The organism is Aceticella sp. 75b-Ac (assembly GCF_056032965.2).
In genome coordinates, this window is record NZ_CM190971.1 from 1,653,628 (window position 1) to 1,666,553 (window position 12,926).

9 protein-coding genes, 2 tRNA genes and 3 rRNA genes are annotated in these 12,926 nt (G+C 39.5%); all 14 read right to left on the reverse strand.

All coding sequences use genetic code 11. The annotated features are described in order from the left end of the window. Positions 1 to 20: 20 nt before the first annotated feature. Entirely contained in the window at positions 21 to 1,472 is a 1,452-nt protein-coding gene (locus tag AC0LWJ_RS08480; RefSeq protein ID WP_474239344.1) for a nuclease/transposase family protein, read from the reverse strand. A 479-nt stretch (positions 1,473 to 1,951) separates the two neighbouring features. Further along, positions 1,952 to 3,325, reverse strand: a complete 1,374-nt coding sequence (locus AC0LWJ_RS08485; RefSeq protein ID WP_474239346.1) for a [FeFe] hydrogenase, group A — start codon at positions 3,323 to 3,325, stop codon at positions 1,952 to 1,954. Between the two features lie 52 nt (positions 3,326 to 3,377). Next, the gene (locus AC0LWJ_RS08490) at positions 3,378 to 3,959 is read right to left on the reverse strand and encodes a 4Fe-4S dicluster domain-containing protein (RefSeq protein ID WP_474239348.1); all 582 of its coding nucleotides are present in this window, start codon (positions 3,957 to 3,959) and stop codon (positions 3,378 to 3,380) included. A gap of 364 nt (positions 3,960 to 4,323) precedes the next feature. Continuing rightward, entirely contained in the window at positions 4,324 to 5,061 is a 738-nt protein-coding gene (gene ymfI, locus AC0LWJ_RS08495; protein ID WP_474239349.1) for an elongation factor P 5-aminopentanone reductase, read from the reverse strand. Positions 5,062 to 5,121: 60 nt separating this feature from the next. After that, positions 5,122 to 5,196, reverse strand: a tRNA-Gly gene (locus AC0LWJ_RS08500). Between the two features lie 21 nt (positions 5,197 to 5,217). Continuing rightward, positions 5,218 to 5,292, reverse strand: a tRNA-Asn gene (locus AC0LWJ_RS08505). A 21-nt stretch (positions 5,293 to 5,313) separates the two neighbouring features. Beyond that, a 5S ribosomal RNA gene (rrf, locus tag AC0LWJ_RS08510) occupies positions 5,314 to 5,422 on the reverse strand. Between the two features lie 267 nt (positions 5,423 to 5,689). Next, positions 5,690 to 8,566 (reverse strand): 23S ribosomal RNA (locus AC0LWJ_RS08515). A gap of 416 nt (positions 8,567 to 8,982) precedes the next feature. After that, a 16S ribosomal RNA gene (locus AC0LWJ_RS08520) occupies positions 8,983 to 10,504 on the reverse strand. Together the 16S, 23S and 5S rRNA genes with 2 tRNA genes alongside form the textbook arrangement of a ribosomal RNA operon. A gap of 349 nt (positions 10,505 to 10,853) precedes the next feature. Next, a complete protein-coding gene (locus AC0LWJ_RS08525; RefSeq protein ID WP_284680103.1) occupies positions 10,854 to 11,102 on the reverse strand; it encodes a DUF1657 domain-containing protein in 249 nt (82 codons plus the stop codon). A gap of 88 nt (positions 11,103 to 11,190) precedes the next feature. Continuing rightward, positions 11,191 to 11,463, reverse strand: a complete 273-nt coding sequence (locus tag AC0LWJ_RS08530; RefSeq protein ID WP_474240087.1) for a pro-sigmaK processing inhibitor BofA family protein — start codon at positions 11,461 to 11,463, stop codon at positions 11,191 to 11,193. Between the two features lie 51 nt (positions 11,464 to 11,514). Continuing rightward, the gene (locus AC0LWJ_RS08535; protein ID WP_474240089.1) at positions 11,515 to 11,778 is read right to left on the reverse strand and encodes a DUF2508 family protein; all 264 of its coding nucleotides are present in this window, start codon (positions 11,776 to 11,778) and stop codon (positions 11,515 to 11,517) included. A 161-nt stretch (positions 11,779 to 11,939) separates the two neighbouring features. Then, positions 11,940 to 12,539, reverse strand: a complete 600-nt coding sequence (gene recR / locus AC0LWJ_RS08540; RefSeq protein WP_284680100.1) for a recombination mediator RecR — start codon at positions 12,537 to 12,539, stop codon at positions 11,940 to 11,942. A gap of 12 nt (positions 12,540 to 12,551) precedes the next feature. After that, positions 12,552 to 12,887 carry a YbaB/EbfC family nucleoid-associated protein gene (locus tag AC0LWJ_RS08545; RefSeq protein ID WP_474240091.1) on the reverse strand — a complete coding sequence of 112 codons (336 nt, stop codon included), beginning with the start codon at positions 12,885 to 12,887 and terminating at the stop codon, positions 12,552 to 12,554. Positions 12,888 to 12,926 lie beyond the last annotated feature (39 nt).

The following is a 12,926-nucleotide window of genomic DNA, read 5'->3' on the forward strand; positions in this document are numbered from 1 at the left end:
CTGCGTCCCTTTTATTCTTCTTATATTCCCATACTGCTTATTAATTTTTTGTTTCCTTTTGATTCTTTTAATCTTTCTATTTCTTTATTATGAAGTTTTAAGAAATTGTCGAATTTAAAGATGCATTTATTCTTGTCTATTTTGTTATCTTCTGTGTTTTGTAGAAGAAAAGCCGAATATAAATCACGTTGTACTTTTATTTCTTTGTCATTATATTTAAAGCAATTCCATCTTTCTGAAAGTTCTTTTTTATTATAAGTGTCAGTTATATGATTATACTGGCTTGCTTTAACTTCTGCTTTGTTTACTTTAATCAGTTTTTCACCAAAATAATGAAGTTTCCTGTCTATTATATTAAGATGCAATCCCGGAGATTTCGTTCCAATGGATTTTCCGAACCGTTTTTTCCTTTTAAATCTTTTTGTCTTTTTATTTTTAGTTGTTTCTTTTGCTTTTTGGGAAAGTGCAGCATAGTTCATATCTTCAACTTTGATTTTGTTTCCTAAGGATATAATATAGTTTGCTAATTTTTCAAGGCTTTGTTTTTTTATGGTTGCTCTTTTCCGATATCTTTCCTTGATTTCATTTTGTGTTTTAATGCAGTTCTTGCTTTTCTTCCACTTTCCTTTTGTATTCTTTTTTACTGTACCATTAGAATTATAATTTTCGGGATTATTGGAACGTCTTTGTCTGTCCAATTTTCTTTGCAGACGGATTATTTCTTTATCAACAGAATCTGTTTCAGGCGCTAATTCGACAAGTTTAACCTCATTATCAGATACAACAGCTTCTATCTGTGTTCCTGCATCTAATCCCACATCGCCTTTACCAATCGTCCTTTCCTTCATGGGTGGTATTCCTTCTAATATAAGCTGTACATAATATTTGTATCTATTTTTCACATATTGGCGGAATATCCTGCAATATTTGACTCTGCTTTGAATTGCCGATTGCGCGTACTCATCCTTTGGTTTTGCAATTACAGGTATTTCTAAACCGTTCCACACTATGTATCCGTCTTTATATCTTATTCCAGATGTGTTTGTTTTTCCTTCCAATGATATTTCTTCGCCATATTTTTTAAAATATACTTTTTTTGCTTTTCTACAGATTAATTTGTTAACCGCATCTAACGCTCTTTCAGCTATTTTTTGTGCTGTCAGACTGTCAATATTCTTTTTGAATTTGTTTTGCATTGGTACAACATAGGAATCTATATATGATATTGTCAATTTATATTTTTTTCTTAATGCAGTGAATTTCTCATTTCGTTCTTTGCCTTTTGGCATTTTGCATGTTTTTCTGTATTCTTTGCTTTCTTTCATAAGTTTGTAGTTTTTATATGCTTTAGCTAAACACGCATTATACATCAATCTGCTTAGTTTAAATCTCTTATTAAGAATATCTTCTTGATATTTTTGTGTATCTAATCTTAATGTCAAAATAAATGAGGGTGTGGTTGATTTTGCCATATTATCACCTCTGTATTTTGGTATCTGGATAAGACGATAATCGATTGAAAATTTTGTGTATTTCTGATATTATTATACTATTGCAGCAATAATAATTCAAGTGGCGGAAGATATATTTGATACAAATTTTAATTATTTTTTTGAAATAATAAGCATTCATCCCCGCCACAAGTGACGAGGCTTTCCGCTAAGCTTCAGGTAAATTATGACTCCATTTTATGATTAGCACCAAAAGCATTTTGACACGCTGCAAATTTTTATTCACAATTGTATTGAATTACGACAATTTTATTAAGAAAAGTATGTTGATTTACCTCTTAATTTATCAAAATATTTATCCTTACGCTGATAACAAGTAAGTTATCCACATATACACAATCCCTTGTGGATAACTTTGCCCCATGCCTGGCACACTTAAAAAGGCTACTTAGAATACTCTAAAATAGCCTTTCTTTATAAAATCTTTTATAAAATCGTAGTTATTTTTCTTTTCTTGATTTATATTTAGTGTGTAATAAATGATGTGACTGTTTGCCAAGGGGTTCTCCTAAAAATTCATCATATAATTTTTTTATATCAGGATTTTCATGAGATTTCCTCAGTTTGAGTTCTGAATCATGTTTATATATTGCATCTTTTCTATTCTTATATGCTATTCCTCTATATTCTTCCAAAAGAACCTTTGGTTGACCACCGCCACTTATACATCCCTCAGGGCAAGCCATCACTTCAATAAAATGATAGTCAGATTTGCCCTTCTTCAAATCTTCAAGTATTGGTAATACATTTTTTAACCCTGCAACAACAGCTATTTTTAATTCCAATTCACCAATCTGAACGGTTGCAGTCCTTACACCCTCTCCTCCGCGAACAAATTCTATATCTATTTTAGGTATCGGGTTTTTAGTAATTATTTCATATGCCGTCCTAAGAGCTGCCTCCATTACACCGCCTGTGCTACCAAAAATTGTACCGGCACCTGTATAATCCCCTAATGGCAAATCAAATCCTTCATCAGGCAGATTTGTAAAATCTATTCCCTTGTCTTTTATCAAATAAGCTAATTCCCTTGTAGTTATTACTACATCTACATCCTTGTATCCGCTTGCCATCATTTCCGGTCTATCGCTTTCAAATGGTTTACAAGTACATGGCATAACAGATACACTAAATATCTTTGCAGGGTCCATATTATTTATTTTTGCTCCATAAGTCTTTATTATTGCTCCCTGCATTTGGTGTGGAGATTTACAAGTCGACAAATTTTTTAAAAGTTCCGGATACGCCTGCTCCATAAATTTAACCCAAGCAGGGCAACAGGAAGTAAACAAAGGTAAATCCTTACCTTCTGTTACTCTTTTTATTAATTCATTTCCTTCTTCCATAATAGTTAAATCAGCGCCAAAATTTGTATCATATACTTTGTTAAAACCTAAACGTCTAAGAGCAGCAGCCATTTTGCCTGGTGTTAAAGCTCCTAAATTCAACCCAAATTCTTCAGCGATAGCAACTCTCACAGCCGGAGCACATTGTACAACCTTGAAAAGTTGGGGATTTGCCAGTGCTTCTTTAACCTTTTTTGCCTGACCAATATTATATGCAGCAAATAATGGTTCTTTAACACTTTCCAGCATTCCCCTTTCCTGCAATTTCATATTAATTGGTGTTATACCATCATCAAAATAAGGTGCATAAACGCTGCATTTTTGTACACATTGTCCGCACATTATACAAATTTCTGTGTTTATTTTTTGTGGTTTGCCTTCTTCTCCTTTAATTGCATCAACAGGACAAACCTCTGCACACCGTCTACATCCAGTGCATAATTCTTGATCTATATTAATATAACTCATATTCACCGTCATATTTATGTTCCTTTCTTTTTATTATTTTTACATGTTCTTATTAACCATTAATTGTTTTTATAAGACTTAAGGCAGCTTCTTTATTTCTAGCTTTTCTCTCTTCTATCGGTGTAACTAAAGTCAATGCATTTACCGGACAAGCCTTTATACAAGCCGGTTCTCCTATATCCTCACACAAATCACATTTGTAGGCAATCACCCTTGCCTTTTGTGTTAATCCACCTTCCTCTTCTTCTTTAAGATTTATTTGGAGCACTTCTTTCCCATCGTCATATTGGGGCAATAAGTCTATTGCTCCAAATGGACATGCCAATAAACAAGTCTTACATCCTATACATGTTTTTTCATTTATAATTATAGCATTACCCTCTTGCTTAATTGCTCCTACAGGACATACATTAGCACATGGTGCATCTTCGCAATGCCTGCATTGGATTGGAATTGTTCCATGTTCAGATCTGATTAAATATAATCTCGGTATAATTGGAACTGTTACAGTACCAACTGTAGCTGCTACATGATTATTTCTATTGTGAACTGTAAAACATGCAACTTCACAAGATTTACATCCAATACATTTAGCAGCATTTGCAACAACAAAGGAATTAAGTTTTGTTTTCAAATTTCCCACGCCTTTCTTAATAATATTGATTAGACATTATTTTTACCTATATTTTTAACCTTATAATAAATAATTTTTCTTTTCCTGCATTTTAGTATCACAAATATGTTGAAAAAATCGAGTTTAATATCCTTTATGTGTTTATAATATCTTTCATTATGAATTTTATTATGAGTCAATGATGAATTTAATCCTTTTTATTAATTATATTTAAATACATCACCCTCTTTTTTTAAAAATTATAACAACAGAAACGAATTTAATAATTATTAGTAAAAATTGACAAGAATTTCAGCAGTAATCCTTATTGTATAAAAAATTATACACTTATAAATTGTCAGTGTCAATATTTAAAAATGTGTTTTTATACAAAACCTCCATCCACCGTTAAAACATGACCCGTTATAAATAATGCATTATTAGATAGTAAAAAAGAAACTGCTTTTGCAATATCCTCGGGTTTTCCCAATCTCATTAAAGGTGTATCATTTATAAGCTGTTTCTTATCTTCGTTGTTTAAAAATTTATTCATATTTGTATCAATAATACCAGGAGCAATACAATTAACCCTTATATTTGATGGTCCAAGCTCTTTTGCCAAGGCTTTTGTAAATGCAATAACACCACCTTTTGAAGCTGAATAATGTACTTCACATGATGCTCCCATAATACCCCACATAGATGAAATATTTACAATAGCACCGGATTTTTTTGATAGCATATATTTTAATACGCTCTGCGTAAAATTAAATACACTTTTTAGATTAACATCTATCATATTATCCCATTCACTCTCTGTTATATCCATAAAAGGTTTGATATGTGCAATACCTGCGTTATTTACAAGAAAATCTATACGTCCATATTGTTTATATATTTTTTCAACTATATCATTAACTTCATTTCGTATCTTTACATCGGCTTTAAAAATCTCTGCATATCCAATATCATTTTTTATATAATATTTAAGTCTTGAAGCAGTTTCAACATTTTTATTATAAATTATTGCAACCGCAGCACCCTGTTTTGCAAGTTCTATACATATTGCTTGACCAATTCCTCCTGAGCCACCAGTTACAATAGCAACTTTTCCATTTAACATTTTTATTTCACCTACTATCAAAAAAAGATTCCGCTATAAAACGAAATCCCTAATTTTCTTTGGAGCGGATGACGGGATTCGAACCCGCGATCCTCGGCTTGGGAAGCCGATGCTCTACCACTAAGCCACATCCGCACATTAATTTATATAACAAAATGGCTCCTCAGGTAGGGCTCGAACCTACAACCTACCGGTTAACAGCCGGTTGCTCCACCATTGAGCTACTGAGGATCATTATTTTTTTATTTTTAAATCCGGCAGCGTCCTACTCTCCCGCTTACGCAGTACCATCGGCGCTGGAGGGCTTCACTTCCGTGTTCGGTATGGGAACGGGTTTTTAACCTCCGCTATTGCCACCGGAAATCTTTCGTTCATTCGCTTTGCATATTATTCTGAAAAAATCTTATCAACGCTCACAAATTTCGCTTTCTATATATCATCGTTTCATTCCGCTTGTTTGGCTAACGCCGTCTATGCGCTGTGACGGCTTTCGCTTTCGCTCATACGCCAAACTACGCTACATTCATCGTGATATATCACGAAAGCTTCATTAATCGTTCGCTTTTGATAGATTTTTTCTCCATATATGCTTTCATATATGAACTTTGATAACTGCACAATGCTTTTTGTGGTCAAGTCCTCGACTTATTAGTACCGGTCAGCTGAAAGTATTTCTACTCTTACACCTCCGGCCTATCTACCTCGTCTTCTTCAAGGTGTCTTATCCTTTTCAGGTGGGAAATCTTATCTTGAGGTGGGTTTCACGCTTAGATGCTTTCAGCGTTTATCCCTTCCAAACTTGGCTACCCAGCTGTGCATCTGGCGATGCAACTGGTACACCATCGGTTCGTCAATCCCGGTCCTCTCGTACTAAGGACTGATCCTCTCAAATTTCCTGCGCCCGCGACGGATAGGGACCGAACTGTCTCACGACGTTCTGAACCCAGCTCGCGTACCGCTTTAATGGGCGAACAGCCCAACCCTTGGGACCTACTTCAGCCCCAGGATGCGATGAGCCGACATCGAGGTGCCAAACCTCCCCGTCGATGTGGACTCTTGGGGGAGATCAGCCTGTTATCCCCAGGGTAGCTTTTATCCGTTGAGCGACGGCAATCCCATTCTCTACCGCCGGATCACTAAGCCCGACTTTCGTCCCTGCTCGTCTTGTTGGACTCACAGTTAGGCTACCTTCTGCCTTTGCACTCTCTCGCGCGATTTCCAACCGCGCTGAGGTAACCTTTGGGCGCCTCCGTTACTCTTTTGGAGGCGACCGCCCCAGTCAAACTGCCCGCCTGTCAGTGTCCATATGCCGGCTTACGGCTTATATGTTAGAATTTCGGTAATCTCGGGGTGGTATCCCAACGTCGGCTCCGGTAAGGCTTGCGCCCTACTTTCTCCGCCTCCCACCTATCCTGTACGGAAATTACTAAAATCCAGTGACAAGCTGCAGTAAAGCTCCATGGGGTCTTTCTGTCCTGTCGCGGGTAACTCGCATCTTCACGAGTACTACAATTTCACCGGGTCCCCCATCAAGACAGCGCCCAAGTCGTTACGCCTTTCGTGCGGGTCGGAACTTACCCGACAAGGAATTTCGCTACCTTAGGACCGTTATAGTTACGGCCGCCGTTTACTGGGGCTTAAGTTCTGTGCTTCTCTTCTCAGATAACACTTCCCCTTAACCTTCCAGCACCGGGCAGGCGTCAGCTCCTATACTTCGTCTTTCGACTTAGCAGAAACCTGTGTTTTTGGTAAACAGTCGCTTGGGCCTCTTCTCTGCGGCCTTTCGGCACTCCTTCTCCCTAAGTTACGGAGTCATTTTGCCGAGTTCCTTAATGAGGGTTCTCCCGCTCGTCTTTGGATTCTCTCCTCGCCTACCTGTGTCGGTTTGCGGTACGGGCACCTCTAACCTCGATAGCGGCTTTTCTTGGCAGCCCCTTTGAGTCTTCGCCTTTCGGCTCCCCATCACAGCTCTTATGAGTTTGGGGTCTTCCCTCCATACTCTTTTCGTCGCTGCTTGGACGTGCTCTACCAACCGCACGCTCCTCTTATCTCGCTGCGTCCCCGCTTCTCTTTTACGGTCTTTGGTGGTACCGGATTCATTACCGGTTGTCCATCGCCTACGCTTTCGCCTCGGCTTAGGTCCCGACTTACCCTGGGCGGATTACCCTTCCCCAGGAATCCTTAGGCTTTCGACGGTAAGGTTTCTCTCCTTACTCTCGTTACTTATACCGGCATTCTCTCTACTGTACTGTCCAGCTTCGCTTCCGCTTGGCCTTCTTCCTGTACAGTACGCTCCCCTACCATCTCTTGATCCGAAGCTTCGGTGGCATGTTTTAGCCCCGTTTATTTTCGGCGCAGGACTTCTCGACCAGTGAGCTATTACGCACTCTTTGAATGTATGGCTGCTTCTAAGCCAACATCCTGGTTGTCTTGGATATCCTACTTCCTTTCCCACTTAACTTGCTCTTTGGGACCTTAGCTGTCGGTCTGGGCTGTTTCCCTTTTGACTACGGATCTTATCATTCGCAGTCTGACTCCCAGGTCTTGATATGGCATTCGGAGTTTGATAGGGTTCGGTAGCCTTTCTGGCCCCTTTCCCATTCAGTGCTCTACCTCCATATCTTCTACCCTGAGGCTAGCCCTAAAGCTATTTCGGGGAGAACCAGCTATCTCCGTGCTCGATTGGAATTTCTCCGCTACCCACAATTCATCCCATGACTTTTCAACGTCAACGTGGTTCGGGCCTCCACCAGATCTTACTCCGGCTTCACCCTGATCATGGGTAGGTCGCACGGTTTCGGGTCTATGGCATGCAACTTCCGCCCTCTTTAGACTCGCTTTCGCTTCGGCTCCGCTCTCGCTTAACCTTGCTGCATACCTATAACTCGCCGGTCCGTTCTACAAAAAGTACGCGGTCGTCTGCTTTCGCTTGACTTCCACTGCTTGTGGACATATGGTTTCAGGTTCTGTTTCACTCCCCTCCCGGGGTTCTTTTCACCTTTCCCTCACGGTACTATGCGCTATCGGTCACTTAGTAGTATTTAGCCTTGGGAGATGGTCCTCCCGTCTTCCCACCGGGTTGCCTATCCTGTGGTACTCTGGATCCCACTCGGGTATCTTCCTTTCGCCTACGGGGCTTTCACCTTCTTTGGCAGGCCTTCCCAGGTCCTTTCGGCTTCGTTTGATACTCCTTTTTGTGGTCCTAAACCCCGGTATCTATGATACCGGTTTGGGCTCCTCCCTTTTCGCTCGCCACTACTCAGGGAATCGATTGTTTTCTTTCTTTTCCTCGCGTTACTTAGATGTTTCAGTTCACGCGGTTTCCCTTCTGCTGACTATTTATTCATCGGCAGATGCTTAAGTATTGCCTTAAGCGGGTTTCCCCATTCGGATATCTCCGGATCTCGGTCTGCTTGCGACTCCCCGGAGCGTTTCGCCGCTGGCTGCGTCCTTCTTCGGCTCTAAGTGCCTATGGCATCCTCCATACGCCCTTTGTAACTTGACCTATTCTCCTAACTTGTATTTTTTGCAATGTTTTACGTAAATATTATTATCGCTCACAAATTCCGCTTTCTATATTTCATCGATTCACTTCTCTCGTTTGGCTAAAGACGTCTATGCGTTGTGACGTCTTTTATACGCCAAACTTCGCTTCGTTCATCGTGATATATTACGAAAGCTTCATTAATCGTTCGCTTATAATAATATTTAATAGACAGTGTTTTGTAAATACTGTTAGTTTTTGGTTCTCATTGGCTGGGAACATTCCACGCAGTGGTGTGTCCCCATTCTTCTATACTCGTTTGTTTTGTTGTTACCCATTTTTTTCGCATTGTGCAGTTTTCAAGGTTCACATTTGAGGAATTTTACCCTCAAAATTGAACAGTAAGTTTGCCTTTGTTTTATAGTATTTCTCCTTAGAAAGGAGGTGATCCAGCCGCACCTTCCGATACGGCTACCTTGTTACGACTTCACCCCAATCACTTACCCCACCTTCGGCAGCTGCCTCAGTACAAGTACTGTTAGCTGGCTGACTTCGGGTGTTGTAAACTTTCGTGGTGTGACGGGCGGTGTGTACAAGGCCCGGGAACGTATTCACCGCGGCATGCTGATCCGCGATTACTAGCAACTCCGACTTCATGCAGGCGGGTTGCAGCCTGCAATCTGAACTGGGACCTGTTTTTTGGGATTCGCTCCGGATCGCTCCTTCGCTTCCCTCTGTTCAGGCCATTGTAGCACGTGTGTAGCCCAGGGCATATAGGGCATGATGATTTGACGTCATCCCCACCTTCCTCCGTGTTCTCCACGGCAGTCTCGATAGAGTGCCCGTCTCTACGCTGGCAACTATCAACAAGGGTTGCGCTCGTTGCGGGACTTAACCCAACATCTCACGACACGAGCTGACGACAACCATGCACCACCTGTCTCACAGCTCCCCTAAGGGCACTGAGTTATTTCTATCTCATTCTGTGGATGTCAAGCCCTGGTAAGGTTCTTCGCGTTGCTTCGAATTAAACCACATGCTCCGCTGCTTGTGCGGGCCCCCGTCAATTCCTTTGAGTTTTAACCTTGCGGTCGTACTCCCCAGGCGGGATACTTATTGCGTTAACTCCGGCACGGATGTTGTCACACCCACACCTAGTATCCATCGTTTACGGCGTGGACTACCAGGGTATCTAATCCTGTTTGCTCCCCACGCTTTCGCGCCTCAGCGTCAGTCCAAGTCCAGAGAGCCGCCTTCGCCACTGGTATTCCTCCTGATATCTACGCATTTCACCGCTACACCAGGAATTCCGCTCTCCTCTCCTTGACTCAAGTCTCTTAGTTTCAGATGCACTCCCTCGGTTAAGCCCAGGTTTTTCACATCTGACTTGTTAGACCGCCTACGCGCCCTTTACGCCCAGTAATTCCGGACAACGCTCGCCCCCTACGTATTACCGCGGCTGCTGGCACGTAGTTAGCCGGGGCTTTCGTATGGTACCGTCATTATCTTCCCATACTATTGAGCTTTACAACCCGAAGGCCTTCTTCGCTCACGCGGCGTTGCTGCGTCAGGGTTCCCCCCATTGCGCAATATTCCCCACTGCTGCCTCCCGTAGGAGTCTGGACCGTGTCTCAGTTCCAGTGTGGCCGTTCACCCTCTCAGGCCGGCTACCCATCGTCGCCTTGGTGGGCTTTTACCCCGCCAACTAACTAATGGGACGCGGGCTCCTCCTTTGGCGGATTTCTCCTTTCTTCATCTTATGATGCCATATGATGACTTTATCCGGTATTAGCACCCCTTTCGGTGTGTTATCCCGGTCCGTAGGGCAGATTACCCACGTGTTACTCACCCGTCCGCCGCTGCCTTTTGTTCAATAAATTGAACATCAGACCGCTCGACTTGCATGTGTTAGGCACGCCGCCAGCGTTCGTCCTGAGCCAGGATCAAACTCTCATGTTTAAATCCTTTTTCTCATTCTTTTTCTTTACTGGCTTTCTTACTGTTCAATTTTCAAGGTTCATTCCCTCGCCTCTTTGGCGACATTGTTTATATTATCATATCTTTTCTATCTTGTCAACTCTTTTTCTGTCTTTCTTCTGTTTATCATTATTGCACAGAATTTTATTCCAAAATTTATTGTGATATTTACATTTACTATTTTAGCATATATTTATATCTTTTACAACTATTTTAGCATTAAATAATCTTTAATATTTCCTTCTATGTTGCTTTAGCTTGTTTATGCTCTTTCTTTTTCCTTTTTATATTGATTTATAAATTAAGAGGCATATATATGCCTCTTTTTGACTTATTTTTTATTTGAAAATATATTTTGCTGTACCTGTGCCGCCTGGGATTGCTGATTTAATTTGTTATTTGAATTTACATAATTCAATCTATTGTTAAGCATATTTACATGTCTTTGCATGTCCTGCTGCATTTGCTGAAACATCTGCTTTGCAGAGGGGTCATCAGTGGAACTTGCAAATTGAGCATAAGTTCCCAATGCAGACTGTGCAGCAGCTGCTGCTTTTTCAAGGTCACTTTTTACTGTCATATAATAACCTCCTTATATTTATTTTCATTTCTATTATTTCTAATAATAGAACTTTTTAATCCTGTTGTATTTTTGTATTTATGGTATTTTAGACTATGTATTGAAGTATTATTAAAAGTATAATACCTGGTATTCCTAAAAATCCAGCAATTAAAGCTGTTACCGGGTTTATTCCAACATATAATCCAAAAGATTTTCCGGCAATATCTAAAAAATTTAATATTACGACACCAAAAATTCCATTTAAAATCAAACGCAGTAAAAACTTCCTTGGTACCACAAGAAGCCATCCAAGAATATAAAGCAAAAAAAGTCCAACTACATATGCTATTATGATATTGTATTCAATGCTTAAGTTCATAATAATTCCCCCTCAATACTTCTATAAATATTATATTAAATGGAGGACAAATTATGATATGAGTGAATCAAAATTATTAAAATTTATACCATTTTCTTTAGCCTTTTTTATTAAATATATATATTTTTTCTTTAATGATTCAAGATTATAAATAGCCTGATCTATAAGATCTGGATCAGTAACATTTTGAAAATACATTTCCGCATCTTTAATCTGCCTCATTGTTTGTTTGACTTCATTAACCAATAAATAATTTTCATCTTTTACTTCTTTTGTAAAAGAAAGTTCTTTTAGAGCGTTATATAATAACCCCATAAGTTACCACCTCACCCATATTATTATCAAAAATATGAGTGAATATACATCATAATAAATTTGTGAAGCCTCACTAATTAAATTTAAAAACATGGTTAAAGAGAAAACTTTTTCTACTTTAACCATGTTTTGTAATAATCTTTTATTTATGATATATGTTTTTACATATCCCTTCTGCCTTCTAATGCCCTTGAAAGTGTAACAGCATCAGTATATTCGAGGTCGCCACCTACAGGTACTCCATATGCTATCCTTGTTACCTTTACTCCAAGAGGCTTAATTAATTTTGCAATATACATAGCTGTTGCTTCACCTTCAATATCTAAATTTGTAGCAAGTATAACCTCTTTTATTTCATTTTTCTTAAGCCTTTCAAGGAGTTCTTTTATTTTTATGTCCTCAGGTCCTATCCCATCCATTGGTGATATTACGCCATGCAGTACATGATATAAACCATGATATTCGCGAGTCTTTTCCATGGCAGCAACATCCTTAGGATCTGATACCACACATATTAATGAAGGATCTCTTGTTTTATCCCTGCATATATTGCATATATCACTGTCTGTGAAATTATAACATATCCTGCAGTACTTGAGATTCTCCTTTGCTTCTATAATAGACTTGGCTAAACTTATTACATCACTCTGCGGCATATTAATGATAAAAAAAGCAAGTCTTTGTGCTGTTTTGCTTCCTATGCCAGGAAGCCTTGACAATTCTTCAATGAGTTTAGTAATTGACCTCGAATAATAGTTCATTTATATATCACCTCAAAATAGTCCCGGTAAATTCAAGCCTCCCGTTATTTTACTCATTTCCTGCGCTATCATCTGTTCAGCACTTCTTAATGCTTGATTTACTGCAGCTAAAACAAGGTCCTCAAGCATTTCTACATCATCTTTATCAACAACAGTCGGATCAATCTTTATGCTTATAAGTTCCTTTTTGCCATTTGCAACAACCTTTACAGCACCTCCACCTGCAGTTTCTTCAACAGTCCTGCTTTCTAACTCTTCCTGCGTTTTCTTCATCTGTTCCTGCATCTGTTGGGCCTGTTTAAGCATATTGTTCATGTTAAAACCGCCCGGAAATCCTCCTTTTGCCATTAATAATACCTCCTATGATTTTTTATAACTACTCTTATT